14 protein-coding genes are annotated in these 14,964 nt (G+C 64.5%); 4 read left to right on the plus strand and 10 right to left on the minus strand.

From position 1 onward, the window contains the following. Window positions 1-97: 97 nt before the first annotated feature. The 6 genes from ccoP to LQG66_RS12180 all read right to left on the minus strand — a co-directional run bounded on the left by ccoP (window position 98) and on the right by LQG66_RS12180 (window position 5,084). Window positions 98-970, minus strand: coding sequence for a cytochrome-c oxidase, cbb3-type subunit III (gene ccoP / locus LQG66_RS12155; RefSeq protein ID WP_231326453.1), 873 nt, complete (start codon window positions 968-970; stop codon window positions 98-100). A 6-nt stretch (window positions 971-976) separates the two neighbouring features. Continuing rightward, window positions 977-1,141, minus strand: a complete 165-nt coding sequence (locus LQG66_RS12160; protein WP_231326454.1) for a cbb3-type cytochrome oxidase subunit 3 — start codon at window positions 1,139-1,141, stop codon at window positions 977-979. 18 nt (window positions 1,142-1,159) lie between these two features. Then, a complete protein-coding gene (gene ccoO, locus LQG66_RS12165) occupies window positions 1,160-1,894 on the minus strand; it encodes a cytochrome-c oxidase, cbb3-type subunit II (RefSeq protein WP_231326455.1) in 735 nt (244 codons plus the stop codon). A gap of 10 nt (window positions 1,895-1,904) precedes the next feature. Further along, complete coding sequence (gene ccoN, locus LQG66_RS12170; protein ID WP_231326456.1) at window positions 1,905-3,551, minus strand: cytochrome-c oxidase, cbb3-type subunit I; 1,647 nt, start codon at window positions 3,549-3,551, stop codon at window positions 1,905-1,907. Between the two features lie 236 nt (window positions 3,552-3,787). Beyond that, complete coding sequence (locus LQG66_RS12175) at window positions 3,788-4,213, minus strand: CBS domain-containing protein (RefSeq protein WP_231326457.1); 426 nt, start codon at window positions 4,211-4,213, stop codon at window positions 3,788-3,790. A 37-nt stretch (window positions 4,214-4,250) separates the two neighbouring features. Next, a complete protein-coding gene (locus LQG66_RS12180) occupies window positions 4,251-5,084 on the minus strand; it encodes a universal stress protein (protein ID WP_231326458.1) in 834 nt (277 codons plus the stop codon). A 268-nt stretch (window positions 5,085-5,352) separates the two neighbouring features. Between LQG66_RS12180 and fixL the strand changes: the two genes are divergently transcribed. From fixL to LQG66_RS12200, 4 genes are all read left to right on the plus strand, one after another. Beyond that, on the plus strand, window positions 5,353-6,861 hold the full coding sequence (gene fixL, locus LQG66_RS12185; protein ID WP_345778943.1) for a sensor protein FixL: 1,509 nt from the start codon (window positions 5,353-5,355) through the stop codon (window positions 6,859-6,861). Continuing rightward, the gene (gene fixJ / locus LQG66_RS12190; RefSeq protein ID WP_231326459.1) at window positions 6,854-7,471 is read left to right on the plus strand and encodes a response regulator FixJ; all 618 of its coding nucleotides are present in this window, start codon (window positions 6,854-6,856) and stop codon (window positions 7,469-7,471) included. Before fixL ends, fixJ begins: the two co-directional genes overlap by 8 nt. Window positions 7,472-7,548: 77 nt before the next feature. Then, the gene (locus LQG66_RS12195) at window positions 7,549-7,956 is read left to right on the plus strand and encodes a response regulator (protein ID WP_231326460.1); all 408 of its coding nucleotides are present in this window, start codon (window positions 7,549-7,551) and stop codon (window positions 7,954-7,956) included. A 192-nt stretch (window positions 7,957-8,148) separates the two neighbouring features. After that, entirely contained in the window at window positions 8,149-8,841 is a 693-nt protein-coding gene (locus tag LQG66_RS12200) for a helix-turn-helix domain-containing protein (protein ID WP_231327765.1), read from the plus strand. 12 nt (window positions 8,842-8,853) lie between these two features. On the opposite strand, the gene LQG66_RS12205 is transcribed toward LQG66_RS12200, so the two are convergent. From LQG66_RS12205 to LQG66_RS12220, 4 genes are all read right to left on the minus strand, one after another. Beyond that, window positions 8,854-10,164 carry an MFS transporter gene (locus LQG66_RS12205; protein WP_231326461.1) on the minus strand — a complete coding sequence of 437 codons (1,311 nt, stop codon included), beginning with the start codon at window positions 10,162-10,164 and terminating at the stop codon, window positions 8,854-8,856. A 94-nt stretch (window positions 10,165-10,258) separates the two neighbouring features. Further along, window positions 10,259-10,780 (minus strand): PRC-barrel domain-containing protein, encoded by a 522-nt coding sequence (locus LQG66_RS12210; RefSeq protein WP_425601336.1) that lies wholly within the window; start codon window positions 10,778-10,780, stop codon window positions 10,259-10,261. Then, entirely contained in the window at window positions 10,780-12,981 is a 2,202-nt protein-coding gene (locus LQG66_RS12215; protein ID WP_231326463.1) for an amylo-alpha-1,6-glucosidase, read from the minus strand. Before LQG66_RS12215 ends, LQG66_RS12210 begins: the two co-directional genes overlap by 1 nt. A gap of 92 nt (window positions 12,982-13,073) precedes the next feature. Beyond that, window positions 13,074-14,837 (minus strand): ABC transporter ATP-binding protein, encoded by a 1,764-nt coding sequence (locus LQG66_RS12220; protein WP_231326464.1) that lies wholly within the window; start codon window positions 14,835-14,837, stop codon window positions 13,074-13,076. Window positions 14,838-14,964 lie beyond the last annotated feature (127 nt).

Consider the following 14,964-nt stretch of genomic DNA (forward strand, 5'->3'; position numbering starts at 1 on the left):
CTGGGGGGTCTTCTCGCATTTGCGGCCGAAGGTATGCCCACCTCCGGCCGCCCGGTTGATCCAGCTCAATTGAAGGGAAAGATCCGTTGGATTTCCGTTACTTTCCTCCGCCCAGCGAGTGGACGTAGACCGCCATCGCCTTGATCGTGGTGGGGTCGAGACGGCCTTCCCAGGCCGGCATCACACCACCGCGGCCATTGGTGATGGTCTCGATCAGGGTCGCCTCATCCGCGCCATAGAGCCAGATCTTGTCGGTCAGGTTCGGCGCACCGAGGTCCGGATTGCCCTTGGCATTGTCGCCATGGCAGGCCACGCAGTTCTCGGCGAAGATCTTGGCACCCGCCTTGGCGTCGTAGCCCGGCCGGGTCGGCAGTCCCGCCAGCTCCCGGACGTAGTTGGCGACCGTCACGATCTCCGCCGGCTTCAGGACACCGTCCTTGCCGAAGGCGAGCATCTGGCTTTCACGCGTCTTCGGATGACCCGAGCGCACGCCATAGAGCAAGGTCTGCTGGATCTGCTCCAGCGAGCCGCCCCACAGCCAGTCGTCGTCGTTCAGGTTCGGGAAGCCCTTCGCGCCGGTCGCGCCGGTACCGTGGCAGGCGGCACAATTGTCGCCGAACACGGTTTTGCCCTTGGCACGCGCCAAGGCCAGCATGGCCGGATCCTTCTCGATGTCGGCAAGCGAGGCGGTCGCGAGCGCCGCCATCTTGCCGCCGCGGATCTTCTCGAGGTTGGCAAGCTCAACCGCCACGTCCGCGCGGGACGAGTAGCCGAGCAGGCCCTGGGTGTTGCTGGAGATGGTCGGCCAGGCCGGATACACGATCCAGTAGCCGATCGCCCAGACGATGGTGATGTAGAAGGTGATCACCCACCACCGCGGCAGCGGGGTGTTGAGCTCCTTGATGCCGTCCCAGGCGTGGCCGGTTGTGGCGGTGCCGGAGACACTGTCGACTTCGGTATGGTCAGCCATGATGAGTTAATCCTCCCGCAACGGCATGTTCGCCGCCTCGTCGAAAGCGGCCTTGTTGCGAGGCCAGAGCGCGTAGGTCACGATCGCAATGAAGATTGCGACGAAGATCGGGGTCCACAGCGTCGTCACGAGTGACGACGCAATGTTTTCAACCGCAATGATGGGCTTCATGATGTTTGCCTCTCGAACTCAACGCAGGTTGGCTTTTTCGTTGTAGATCTTGAAGTCGACCAGCGTCCCTAGCATCTGCAGATAGGCCACCAGGGCATCCATTTCGGTCGGCGCACCCGCCTTGCCGTCGAAGTTGCGCACCACCGCCTTGGGATAGCGCTTGGCGAGCGCCTCGGCACCGGCCCCGTCCGGATCGACCTGCGCCTTGAGGTCGGCCGCCGCATTGGCGATCTGGTCATCCGTGTAGGGCACGCCCACCGCACGCAGCGTCTTCAGGTGATCGGCGGCGTTGTCGAGATTGAGCTCGGTCTCCTTCAGGAAGGGATAGCCGGGCATGATCGACTGCGGCACGATGGCGCGCGGGTTGGTCAGGTGGGTGACGTGCCAGTCGTCGGAATATTTGTTGCCGACGCGGGCGAGGTCAGGCCCCGTACGCTTGGAGCCCCACTGGAACGGATGGTCGTACATGCTCTCCGCCGCCAGCGAGAAGTGGCCATAACGTTCCACTTCGTCGCGCAGCGGACGGATCATCTGCGAGTGGCATAGATAGCAGCCCTCGCGGACGTAGATGTTGCGGCCCGCCAGTTCGAGCGGCGTATAGGGCCTGATACCGTCGACCGCCTCGATCGTGCTCTTCAGGTAGAAGAGCGGAGTGATCTCGACGAGGCCGCCGATCGCGATCACCAGCAGGATGCCGATGACCAGGATGATCGAGTTCTTCTCGAAGACTTGGTGTCGTTGCCAGAAAGACATGGTTGATACCTCACTCCGCCGGCTGAAGAGCGACGGGCGACTGAACTTCTTCCTCACCGACACGGACCGTCATCCAGAGATTGTAGGCCATGATGAGTGAGCCGATCAGGAACAGTGCGCCACCAGCGGCACGGATGATGTAGAAGGGGTGCATCGCCTCGACGGTCTCGATGAACGAGTATTCGAGGAAGCCGAGCGCCGTGTAGGACCGCCACATCAGACCCTGCAGGATGCCCGAGACCCACATCGCGGAGATGTAGAGCACGATGCCGAGCGTGGCCGTCCAGAAGTGCCAGTTCACGAGCTTGAGGCTGTAGAGACCCTTGCGGTTCCAGATCCACGGCACCAGGCAGTACAGCGCGCCGAAGGACACGAAGCCGACCCAGCCGAGCGCACCCGAGTGCACGTGACCGATGGTCCAGTCGGTGTAGTGGCTGAGCGAGTTGACCACCTTGATCGACATCATCGGACCTTCGAAGGTCGACATGCCGTAGAAGGCGACCGAAACGACCAGCATGCGCAGCACGGGGTCGGTCCGCAGCTTGTCCCACGCCCCCGACAAGGTCATCAGGCCGTTGATCATGCCGCCCCAGGAGGGCATCCACAGCATGATCGAGAAGGTCATGCCGAGGGTCTGCGTCCAGTCCGGCAGCGCCGTGTAGTGCAGGTGGTGCGGACCGGCCCAGATGTAGAGGAAGATCAGCGCCCAGAAGTGGATGATCGACAGCCGGTAGGAATAGATCGGCCGTTCCGCCCGCTTCGGGATGAAGTAGTACATGATGGCGAGGAAGCCGGCGGTCAGGAAGAAGCCGACCGCGTTGTGGCCGTACCACCACTGGAACATCGCATCCTGCACGCCGCCCCAGGCGATGTAGGACTTCGACCCGAAGAACGACACCGGCAGGGCCGGATTGTTGCCGAGATGCAGGACCGCGATCGTGACGATGAAGGCAAGGTAGAACCAGTTCGCCACGAAGATGTGTGGCTCCTTGCGCTTGATGATCGTCCCCAGGAAGACGAGCAGATAGGTCACCCAGACGATCGTCAGCCACAGGTCGGAATACCATTCGGGCTCAGCGTACTCCTTGCCCTCCGTGACCCCGAGCAGATAGCCGGTGCCCGCGATCAGGATGAAGAAGTTGTAGCCGAGCACCACGAACCAGGGCGCAAGATCACCGACGAGCCGCACCCGGCAGGTCCGCTGCACGACGTAGAACGACGTCGCCAGCAGCACGTTACCCCCGAAGGCGAAGATCACGGCCGAGGTGTGCAACGGTCGCAGACGGCCGAAGCTGGTCCACGGCAGATCGAAGTTCAGCCAGGGCCACGCCAGCTGCGAGGCGATGATCAGGCCGACGGTGAAGCCGGCGATGCCCCAGAACATCGCCATGAACGAGGCGAACTTGATCGGACCGAGATTGTAGTTCGGCCGGCCGTTGACCTCCTGCGGAGGCAGTTCACCGCGTTCGAAGTAGCGGTTGAGGATGAAGAAGACGGACGCCGCGCTGGCGGCAGCCGCGAGCGAGGCGTGGAACGCGAAGGCCGAATCCAGTGCCTTCGCCGCAGCGAAGACGCACAGGAAGGCGGTAACGGCGAACGTAAGCGACAAGCCACTTTCGCCGATGGTCATGGATTTTGTTGATGAAGACGCGCTCATGCGGAATCTCGCTGAAAGAACACGAGACCAGCAACCACAATCGTTCACACGTGGAATTGATCGAAATCAACTTTGCGACCGGTTCGCCAGCAAAGAAGCCGGGTGTTGCACGACTAAGCGTACGCCGGGCCGCGGCTGCATGACCCGCTGACGCATCATCCCGCACGCGCAGGGCGCGCGTGCGGGATGATGTTCTTAGACGTTCGTATCAGGCGTTGAAGATCGGCTCTCCGCCATCAGTCCTTGGCGGCGGCTGCAAGCGCCCTCACGATGTCTTCGCGGGCGACGATCCCAACCAGGCGGTTGTCGCCGCCGGTCACGGGGAGGCTGCGGATGCGGTGCTCGACCATCAGCTGCAACACGCGCGTCAGCTTGGTGTCGGGCCTGACATAGATGAATTCGGACGTCATCACGTCGGCGACCGTGCGGTTCATCAGGTCGCTGTAGCGCGGCAGCATCTGATTGGGCGTGAAGGCGAAGCACTTCAGCACGTCGAACTTGGTGACGATACCGATCACCTCGTCGTTCTCGACGACGGGATAGGTATTGAAGTCGTCACGGTCGAACATCTCGCCGAGCTCGCGGATGGTCGTCTCCCGGGTCACGGTCGTGACGTTCCGCGTCATGTAGTTGCCGGCGGTTTCCTCGAGAAATCTGTACAAGGCGGCAATCCTGTTCTCGGATGGAACGATCGAAATTTCAGTGCGACAGCAGCACGCATCGCTCGGTGCGGGTCACCAGATGCTCGGTGACCCCGCCGAGCACCAGCTCGCGGAAGCGCGAATGACCATAGGCCCCGGCGACGACGAGGCCGGCAGTGATATCCGCCGCGATCGCGTCGAGCTTGGCCGCGACGTTGCGCCCCTGCCCCGACTCGTCGACCCGGGCTGACGCAACGATCCCGTGGCGACCGAGCCACGCGACGACGTCATGGAGGCGCGCCTCGCAGGCGTCATACTCGGACGCGTTTTCCAGAACCTCGACGACGACGACGTCTTTCGCCTTGCCGAGCAGCGGCAGCGCGTCGGCGACCGCGCGGCGCGCTTCCGGGGTCTCCTTCCACGCCACCAGCACGGTCCCGAGATCGAGCCAGCTGACATTGTCCGGCACCACGAGCAACGGCCGGCCGGCCTGCATCACCAGATCCTTGGGACTGGCGATCGCGAACACATCGGAAAAGCCGGGAGGAACGCTTCCGGTCACGAGGATATCCGCAGCGCGCGCCTGGGCCAGAACGTAACGGGCCGGAAAGTCCAGCGCACTGCGCCAGCTCGAGGCAGCGGCGCGGTCGCCGACCACGGCGCGGAATTGCTGTTCGAGTTCTCCGAGCCGGGCATGAAGCGCAGCCTCGCCCTGATCGATCAGCTCCTGGGCCTGCTCGCCGGTCGTGAAATACAGCGGCGGGGTGAACTCGGCCGCGGCCACGCCAATCATCCCGGCCTCGAATCGTGCCGCCAGATCGCCTGCAACCTGCAGGCGGGCGTCATTCGGCTGGTTGAGCGCAAGGCTCACCATGACTGTCGCGAACGTCATCCCGCCTCTCCAAACATTGCTTCCATGCAACTCTTAGAGATGAAATCACCCACCGTGATGAGATAGATCAATATTGGGCAGCGGAACACGGACGGAGGCGGCCGATGGAACTCGACCGGAAACCGGAGAAAGCCTTGAATTCTCGAACCAAAGTTTACATCGGCGAGGGGTTCCAGCGGCCCAATCTGGTATAGAATACCGCAGTGGCCGACTGCTCCGGCTGCGGCCGAATCCTGGTAACAACGGCGAATCGATCGAAAGTTTCGAAGTGCGCGGCGTCACCCAACCTTTCCCGGACGCAGACCTCCGGCCCGAAGACGCCCGCGCGCTGGGCTTTGGCGCATGGGATCTCGACCTCGCGACCGACGAATTCTACTGGTCGGTGACCACGCGCAAACTGTTCGGCGTCCCCGCCGATCAGCCCCTGACGTACGGGTCGTTCCTGGCGCTGCTCGCGCCTGCGGATCGGGCGCCGGTCGAAGCGGCGATCGGGCACTCACGTCACCAGGGCACCGGGGTCGACCTGTCGTTCAAGATGTCCGGCGGCCACTGGATTCGCGTGCTTGCCGGCGTGGTGCCCGACGAGGCCGGCGAGCCCCGGTATCTGCGCGGCATCGCCCTCGACATCGACCAGGAGAAGCGGCTGGAAGAGGCGCTGCGCCTGCGCGAGCAGCATTTCCGCTCTATCCTGGACACCGTGCCCGACGCGATGATCGTGATCGACGGCAGCGGCATCATCCAGTTCTTCAGCGCCGCGGCCGAGCGGATGTTCGGCTATACCGAGGAGGAAGCCGTCGGCCTCGACGTCAGCGAGCTGATGCCGGAGCCGGACCGTTCGCGCCATGCCGGCTACCTCGTCCGCTATCATGCCAGCCGCGAACGCCACATCATCGGCATCGGCCGCATCGTGACCGGGCGCCGCCGCGACGGCGCGACGTTCCCGATGCACCTGTCGATCGGCGAGATGCAATCCGGCGGCAAGCCCTATTTCACGGGCTTCGCCCATGACCTCACCGAGCACCAGCAGACCCAGGCGCGACTGCGCGAATTGCAGTCGGAGCTGGTTCACGTGTCGCGTCTCAGCGCGATGGGGGAGATGGCCTCTGCGCTGGCCCATGAGCTGAATCAGCCGCTGGCGGCCATCAGCAACTACATGAAAGGATCGCGCCGACTGCTTGCCGGCAGCAGCGATCCGAATACGGGCAAGATCGAAAGCGCGATGGATCGCGCCGCCGAGCAGGCGATTCGCGCCGGCCAGATCATCCGCCGCCTGCGCGACTTCGTCTCGCGGGGCGAATCGGAAAAGCGGGTCGAGAGCCTTTCGAAGCTGATCGAGGAAGCGGGCGCGCTCGGGCTCGCCGGCGCCCGCGAGCAGAACGTCCAGCTCCGCTTCCAGCTCAATCCGGATGCCGATCTGGTGCTGGCGGACCGGGTCCAGATCCAGCAAGTGCTCGTCAATCTGTTCCGCAACGCATTGGAGGCCATGGCGCACTCCGCACGGCGCGAGCTCGCGGCAACCAACCGCAGAATCAGTGACGACTTGATCGAGATCGCCGTGTCCGATACCGGAACGGGCTTTCACGACGACGTCATGCCCAACCTGTTCAAGACCTTCTTCACCACCAAGGACACCGGAATGGGAGTCGGCCTCTCGATCAGCCGTTCCATCATCGAGGCCCATGGCGGGCGAATGTGGGCCGAGAACAACGAGGCGGGCGGGGCGACATTCCGCTTCACCCTGCCGGCCGCCCCAACCAAGGTCGAGCATGATGGCTGAACGGGCGAAGGTCTATGTGATCGACGACGACGAGGCGATGCGGGACTCGCTCAACTTCCTGCTCGATTCATCCGGGTTTGACGTGAGGCTGTTCGAGCACGCGCAGGCGTTTCTCGACCGCCTGCCGACGCTCAGCTTCGGCTGCGTCCTCTCGGACGTGCGGATGCCCGGCATCGACGGCATCGAGCTTCTGAAGCGCATGAAGGCCACGGGCAGCAGCTTTCCCATCCTGGTCATGACCGGTCATGGCGACGTGCCGCTTGCGGTGGAAGCGATGAAGCTCGGTGCGGTCGACTTTCTGGAGAAGCCGTTCGAGGACGAGCGACTGGTTGCGATGATCGAGACCGCGATCCGGGAGGCCGAGCCGGCCGCCAAGACTGAATCGGTGACGCACGACATCCTGGTGCGCATTGCGAGCCTGAGCCCAAGGGAGCGCCAGGTGATGGACGGATTGATGTCCGGCCTCTCCAACAAGCTGATCGCGCGCGAATACGACATCAGCCCGCGCACGATCGAGGTCTATCGGGCCAACGTAATGACCAAGATGGGAGCCAACAGCCTCTCCGAGCTGGTCCGTCTCGCGATGCGCGCCGGCACGCTGAAGGATTGAGCTAGATCAAGCTGACTTGACGGAATCGAGTGTTATGTTGCGCATCCGTTCAACATGACATTATCGCGGCACGTGCCATGTCGGCTCACACAAAACCTACGGTCTACGTAGCCGACGACGATGCTGACGTCCTCAGCTCGCTACGCTTTCTGCTGGAGGCCGACGGCTTCGACGTCCGCACCTTCCGCAGCGGCATCGCACTGCTGAACGTATCGGACCGCGCTCCGGTGGACTGTTTCGTCATCGACTACAAGATGCCTGAGCTCAACGGGGTTGAGCTCGCCGAAAGGTTGCGCAAGCAGGGCGCGACGGCTCCGGTGGTGCTGATCACGGGCCACTACGACGACCGGCTGGCCGCGCGTGCTGCTGCCGTGGGAATCCAGGACTTGCTGCTGAAGCCCTTGCTCGATGAGAATCTGGTCAAGCGGATTCGCAAGGCGATCGCCAAGGAGCCCCCTCCTCCCGCGGCCCAGCGCGTCTCCTGACTCGGACCGCCGATCTCAAATCCCTGACTCCTGCGCGGTCTTGCGCGGGCAAAATCGTTTCAGGGACTTCAGGCCGAAAGCGGCCCGAGCCTACGTAGATCTACGTAAGGGGACCCCCTTAAGATATCGCGCGAAATGTCCTTAACGGGAGCCGCCGTGTACCACAACGCCATCCGCCGCAAGGAGATGGTCATGCTCAATCAGCCGGTTACCAGTTCGGTCGTCAGCCCCAACGCCAACCCCGCCGTTCAGTCTCCTGCAATCAATCCGTTTGCCGAGATCACCGGCCATGCCGGGCTGATCGCCAGCGAATTCTCCTACAAGAAGGACGAGGAGATCTACGGTGAGGACGAACCGGCCGAATACGTCTACCAGGTAATCTCCGGCGCTGTTCGCAGCTACAAGTTGCTCTCCGACGGCCGCCGCCAGATCGGCGCCTTCCATCTTCCGGGCGACGTGTTCGGCCTTGAATTCGGCTCTTTGCATCGGCTCGCCGCCGAAGCCATCATCGACACCTCGGTTCGCCTGGTGAAGCGCCGCAGCCTCGAACAGGCCGCCGGCGTCGACCTCGCGGTCGCCCGCAAGCTGTGGACCATGACCGCCGGCGATCTCCGCCATGCCGAGGACCACATGCTGCTGCTCGGACGCAAGACCGCGATGGAGCGGGTCGCAACCTTCCTGCTCGAGATGGACCGCCGCCTCGCCGTCGCCGGCATGATGGCGCTGCCGATGTGCCGCCGCGACATCGGCGACTATCTCGGCCTGACGCTGGAGACCGTGTCGCGCGCTCTGTCGCAGCTGCAGAGCCAGGGTGTTCTCGGCTTCTCCGGCGCACGTCAGATCGTCCTGCGCAACCGCCAGCGCCTGCGCAGCATGGACGCCTGAGCCTCCGTTTCCTCACGCCTTGCGCGCGCGCTGCCCGGTCTCGGGCATCACGAGCGCGATCAGAACCAGACCCGCCAGCGCCACACCCGACAGACCCGTGAAGGCGGTGGCGCTGCCGAACCTGTCGTTGACGATACCGGCCATGACGGTCGACAGCGATGCGCCAATGCCCGTCGCGGTCCCGACGATGCCCTGCGCGAGATTGAAGTGGCCGCTGCCGAACGCCACGTCGGCCACCGTCAACGGAATCATCACGGCGAAGACAGCGGCCGTGACGCCGTCGAAGATCTGCACGGCGACCAGGAGATAGGGGTCGTGCACGACGGCGAACAGTGCGCCGCGAATCGCGAGCGCGGCAAAGCCCAGCATCAACATCGGCCGGCGGCCCCATTGCTGCGCCACCGCGCCGACCGAGGGTGAGGTCAGCGCGACGATCGCCTGCGGCACGACGATGCAGAACGCGATCAGCATCGGCGCCCATTCGCTCGATTTCGTCGTCACCAGCCCCGCCATCAGCGGCAACATCGCGGCATTGGCGAGTTGCAGCAGAAACACGCCGAGCGCAAACACCAGCAGCGCACGCTGCCGCAACAGGCCGAGCAGGCCAGACAGCCGCGCGACCTCCCTGTCCTCCTGGTCGGCATGGCCATGCGCACGCGCAATGTCGATTTCGCGCTCGCGAATCCGCGACAGCGCGATCAGGGTCGGAAAGGCGAGAATGAAGGTCACCAGGAAAACGGCGCGGCTGGAGATGAGATAGCCGCAGGTTCCCATGACGGCCGCCGCTACGCCGCTGCCGAGCGAGGCGAAGCGCGCGTTGCGGCCAAGCCGCTCCGCCATGCCGCGCGGCCCGACCAGGCCGAGGCTGATGGCCGCGATCGCAGGACCAAGGACGCAGCTCGCGGCGGCATGCAGGATCGCGGCGCTGGCCACCGCCGGAAAGATCGGCCACGCCGCATAGGCGAGCGCGCTGCAGCCGATGGCGGCGACGGCGAACCCCGCGACGCGCCGCTCGGACCTCGCGGCATCGATGATCGCGCCGCCCGGCATCTGCCCGATCAGTCCGACGATGCCGCCGATCGACAGCACCAGCCCGATCTGCGCCTGAGTCCATTTCTGGGTCGTGAGATAAACTGCGATAAAGGGACCGAATCCCGTCTGCACATCGGCCAGAAAGAAGATGAACCAGTCGAGCCCGCGCAGGCTCTGGCGCGACGCCGCAGGTTTGCCGGCAGGACCATGCTCGCGCAAGGTGCCCGGGCGTGCACGATCCTGGCCTCGCGGCTCCGGGTCAGGTGATATGGACGGCCGCGCAATCGGCATGGTTCAACGTCCCAATTCACATCGGTCGCGGGACTCACAGGGGCGCCTCTCCGGGCCGCGCAAAGAACCGCCGACGGAGGCGTCATGCATCAATTCAATGATCGAAAATCCAGGGTGACAGCTTCCCGGCGGCGCCCAGCACCACCACGGGCTTGTCCTCCTTGTACTCGGGAGCGGTCTTCACCTGCTCCTTGGTGAGGTCCAGCGTGACCTGGTCGCTCTTGTCGGCGAGATGCTTGAAGTCGAGCGCGGTCCAGTCGACCACGATCTTGCGGCTGCCGACACCGAGGAATCCGCCGAAATCGATCACGGCCGCCCGGACGGTTCCCGAGAGGTCGACGATCACATCGACGATCTGTCCCATGTCCTCGCCGGTGGAACTGCGCACGTCCCGACCAAGCACGCCATGCGCGTCACGCGCACCGAGAATCGTGACCGAAGGCGGCGGCGCCGGCTCCTTCGCAGGCGCGGCAGGCGGCGACGTCTCCTTTGCAGCAGGCTCCGGCGGACTCTGCTGCGCCCGGCCGTCGTTCGCATGCCATGTCGCGCCCGCAAGCACTAACAATGCGAGGAGCAGGAGACGAGCGCGGATATGGGGCGCGCGCTTCGGCATCATCATTGCGCCAGCACCATGGAGACCTGGATCTGGCCGCGTCGGCGCAGCACCTCGATCGAGACATCCTCGCCGTGCCGGTGGATACGCAGATCAATCGCCGAGCTGCCGAGCCTGAGATCCCGCAGCACCACCCAATCGAGGAAGGCCGGCAGCCGCGGATTGCGCAGACGAATCTCGCCGCGATCGGCGTCGAATTCGAGCCCGAGGGCCGCTTCGAGCAGCGTGAAAGGCGTGGCGCTGGCCCAGGCCTGCGGTACGCACGCCACCGGATAGAGCGTCGGTCCGCGATGCTTCTCGCGCCTGAAGCCGCAGAACAGCTCCGGCAGCCGGCGCAGGTCCATGTAGGCGGCGGCTTCGAACAGTCCCGTGAACACCTGCTCGACCGCATGCTTGAGGCCATAGCGCGACAGGCCGAGCGCGATCAGCGCGTTGTCGTGCGGCCAGATCGAACCGTCATGATAGGACATCGGATTGTAGCGCACCTCGCCATGGGCGACCGTGCGGATGCCCCAGCCCGAGAAGAAGTGCGGCCGCAGCAGATCCGCAGCCACCTTGCGGGCCCGGTCCTCGCGCACCATGCCGCTGAACAGCAGCTGCCCTGCATTGGAGGTGCGTACGCGGCAGGGATTCTTGTCGCCGTCCAGCGCCAAGGCGTAAGTGTTGAGCTCCTCGCACCAGAAGGCGGTCTCGAACCGTTCGGCGAGGCGCGCCGCCTCCAACTCCAGCCGCTCAGCCAGATCGACGCGGCCGAGCCGGCGCGCGCAGCGCGCTGCCAGCCGCTTGCCGGCGAAGACATAGCCCTGCACCTCGGCAAGCGCGATGTTGCCTTCGGCGAGCCGCCCATCGGCATGAAAGACCGCGTCGTAGGAATCCTTCCAGCCCTGGTTGGCGAGGCCATGCTCCGAGGCGCGCTGATACTCGACGAAGCCGTCGTGATCGGGATCGCCCGGTCCGTCGATCCAGTGCAGAGCCCGCTCGATCGCCGGCCACAGCTCCTGCAATGTTTCGATATCGCCGGTCCGGTCGAGGTAGAGGCCGGCCAGCAGGACGAACAGCGGAGTCGAATCGACGCTGCCGTAGTAGCAGGCGAACGGCACCTCGCGCAGCGCCGCCATCTCGCCGCCCCGCATCTCGTGCAGGATCTTGCCGGGCTCCGCATCCGCGAGCGGATCGGTCTTGCTCGCCTGATAGACCGCCAGCCTGCGCAGCACACCGCGGGCGATCCGCGGATCGACCCACAGCATCTGCAACGCCGTGATCAGGCCGTCACGGCCGAACGTCGTCGAGTACCAGGGGATGCCGGCGTAGGGATAGCGTCCCTGCGGCGTATCCGTCATCAGGATGTTGAGGTCCGCGGCCGCCTGGCACAGCACCTCGTTGAGAATGTCGTTGGAGGTCTCGATGCTCGCGGCGCCGCCCGTGCAGCGTCGCATCTCGCGACGGTGGGCGAGCATGCTGCGGAAGAAGCGGCCCGGCTCGCCACCGGCGCCCCCATTGCACGTGACCGTGACGAACAGCGAGATCGACTCCTGCGGCTCGAGATCGAAATGATAGCTCGCCGAATTGACCGCCAGCCGCATCGGGCACGGATCGAAATTCAGCGCAGTCGTCCGCACCACCTCGTCCAGCCCGCGATAGTCCAGCACGACTTCGCCCGGTCCCATCAACCGGCCGGAGCCCGTGCCGCGGCGGGGCCGGACCGCGCCGCGCGCCTCGAACAGATCGGCAAAATCATTGTCGAAGGCGAGCTTGAGATCGAAGCTGGCGCGCCGGTCGCCGTGGTTCTGGACCCCGATTCGCTGATAGGCGGTGCCGCGCCAGAGGAAGATCGTACGCACGATGTGCAGGATGTCCTTTGCCAGCACATGCCGGCCCTGACGGTAGATGTCGGGATTGGTGAGATCGACGGTCAGGCCCGAATTGTCATCGCGCAGACTGGAGCCCAGCAGCAACGGCTGAACGTCATCGAGCGTCAGCTCGAGCCGCGCCAGATAGCGCGTATCGGCGTGGAACAGGCCGTCCGGACCACCTGCCGACGCGCCGATGTCGCCGTGGCCGTCGAGCACGATGAAGGTGTCGTCGTGTTTGAGCGACCGCCGCGGCCGGGCTGTCGGCCCTGTCATGGGAATGTAGAATGGCTGCTCCACCGGCTCGTCCGGGTGCACCATTGATGAGAGCGTGATTGCGACTTCGGCCGACATGTTGACCTCGTGCCTTGTTGGATGATGCGCCGGGCACCACGAACGCCACTTGGATCGCCCGGCGTGCGATCACGACATCGGGCCTGATTTCGTCAGGCAGCGAACTTGGCGAGCCGGCTCATTTCCTGGGTCACGAGCTCGCGATAGGGTCCCTCGCCCTGCATCAGCCGGTCCGGCGCGCCGTCCTCGATGATTCTGCCCGACCTCAGGACGACGACACGATCGAAATTGCGCAAGGTCGCCAGTCGATGCGCGATCGCAATCACGGTACGCCCGCGCATCAGCCGGCTCAAGGCTTCCCGGATCGCCTCTTCCGACTCGCTGTCGAGCGCGGCGGTTGCCTCGTCCAGCAGCAGGATCGGTGCGTCCTTGAGGAAGGCGCGGGCAATCGCGATGCGCTGGCGCTGGCCGCCGGACAGTTTCACCCCGCGGTCGCCGACCATCGTCTGCAATCCTTCCGGCAGGGTCTCGACAAAGTCGCAGCGTGCCGCGATGGCGGCCCGCAGCACCTCGTCATCGGTCGCGCTCGGCCGGCCGTAGCGAATGTTCTCGAGAATGGAACGATGGAACAGCGAGATGTCCTGCGGCACCACCGAGATCGCCTCGCGCAGGCTCTGCTGGGTCACCCTGGCGATATTCTGCCCATCGATCGTGATGTGGCCTGTTTGCGGATCGTAGAACCGCTGCAACAGCGTGAACAGGCTGGACTTGCCGCCGCCGGACTGGCCGACTAGGCCGACGCGCTGGCCCGGCTGCAGACGCAGCGTGAAGTTCTCGAACAGCTTGTGGCCGCCCGGATAGTGGAAGGTGACGTTGTCGAAGGCGATCGCAGCACCACTCTTGATCAGCGGCTCGGCCTCCGGATCATCGCGCAGCTCATGTGGCTGCAGCAGAGTTGCGATCGCCTCGCTCATGCGCGCGACATGCTGGGTCACATCCACCATCGCCACGGCAAGATCGCGGGTCGCGTTGAGAATGCACAGACCCAGCGTGCAGACCAGCACCACGTCGCCGGTGGTCGCACCGCCCCGCTGCCACAGCGAGATCGCCCACGCCATCAGTGCGACGGTCAGCACGATCGTCACCGTCGCATGGAGAATGCGCAACTTCTCGAGATAGCGCAGGCTCCGCGCGCGCGCCGCGAGCTCCCTGTTCACAGTCGCATCAAAGCGATCGTGTTCGTGGCGCAGGCCGCAAAACGCCCGGACCAGAGGCATGTTCGAGATCACGTCGACCATTTCGCCATCGACCATGGCGGCCTTGTCGGCAAAATCATCATGCAGCGGCTTGCCGGCTGCCGCGAGGCGGAACATCGCAACCACCATCGCCGACGCAATCAGCAGCAGGCCGACCGCCATCGGTCCGCTCACGGTTCCGATCAGGCAGATGGCCGCGACCGTCGCCAGACACGGCGGCAGCACGTTCCACATGAACATGTTCTCGACTGTGAAGACCGCGTTCGACGTCGCGGTGATCCGGCTGGACAACATTCCCGGCAGACGGTCGCCGAAGTAGCTGGGTGAATGGCCGGTGAGATGACGGAAGATGTCGCGACGAAGGTCACCTGTGACCCTCACGAAGGTGAAGCTCGCGATCCAGCTGGCGACACGCCACAGAATGTTATCGGCCGCGATCAGGGAAATCAGCAACGCGAAGGCCACCCAGACTCCGCCTCCGGCATGAGGGCCGGCCGAGAGGCTGTCGACCAGAAACTTGACGCCGTATTGCGTGCCGACGGAGCAGGCAACGGCGCCAGCAACAGCGCCGAGGATCACGAGATGCGATGCCGAGCGCTGACGCAGATAGCGCATGACAAACGGAAACGGTCGGTACGTGTAGCCTGAGAGCTGATCCATGGCCTGTCCGTGAGAGAGAACTATTATCTTTCTGAGGTAGCGACCCTGAAACGGAACCGACCAGAGACAACGCGTAGTCCTTGGTTCCCGCCGCATCGCCATGCGGCGTCGACGTGTCTCAACATCC

This window comes from Bradyrhizobium ontarionense, from assembly GCF_021088345.1.
In the GTDB taxonomy this organism is placed as follows: Bacteria; Pseudomonadota; Alphaproteobacteria; order Rhizobiales; family Xanthobacteraceae; genus Bradyrhizobium; species Bradyrhizobium ontarionense.

Coding starts and splice junctions, on each gene's coding strand:
- ccoP (WP_231326453.1), bottom strand. CDS start 970: ATGGCTGACCATACCGAAGTCGACAGTGTCTCCGGCACCGCCACAACC.
- LQG66_RS12160 (WP_231326454.1), bottom strand. CDS start 1,141: ATGAAGCCCATCATTGCGGTTGAAAACATTGCGTCGTCACTCGTGACG.
- ccoO (WP_231326455.1), bottom strand. CDS start 1,894: ATGTCTTTCTGGCAACGACACCAAGTCTTCGAGAAGAACTCGATCATC.
- ccoN (WP_231326456.1), bottom strand. CDS start 3,551: ATGAGCGCGTCTTCATCAACAAAATCCATGACCATCGGCGAAAGTGGC.
- LQG66_RS12180 (WP_231326458.1), bottom strand. CDS start 5,084: ATGACGTTCGCGACAGTCATGGTGAGCCTTGCGCTCAACCAGCCGAAT.
- fixJ (WP_231326459.1), top strand. CDS start 6,854: ATGGCTGAACGGGCGAAGGTCTATGTGATCGACGACGACGAGGCGATG.
- LQG66_RS12195 (WP_231326460.1), top strand. CDS start 7,549: ATGTCGGCTCACACAAAACCTACGGTCTACGTAGCCGACGACGATGCT.
- LQG66_RS12200 (WP_231327765.1), top strand. CDS start 8,149: ATGCTCAATCAGCCGGTTACCAGTTCGGTCGTCAGCCCCAACGCCAAC.
- LQG66_RS12205 (WP_231326461.1), bottom strand. CDS start 10,164: ATGCCGATTGCGCGGCCGTCCATATCACCTGACCCGGAGCCGCGAGGC.
- LQG66_RS12210 (WP_425601336.1), bottom strand. CDS start 10,780: ATGATGCCGAAGCGCGCGCCCCATATCCGCGCTCGTCTCCTGCTCCTC.
- LQG66_RS12215 (WP_231326463.1), bottom strand. CDS start 12,981: ATGTCGGCCGAAGTCGCAATCACGCTCTCATCAATGGTGCACCCGGAC.
- LQG66_RS12220 (WP_231326464.1), bottom strand. CDS start 14,837: ATGGATCAGCTCTCAGGCTACACGTACCGACCGTTTCCGTTTGTCATG.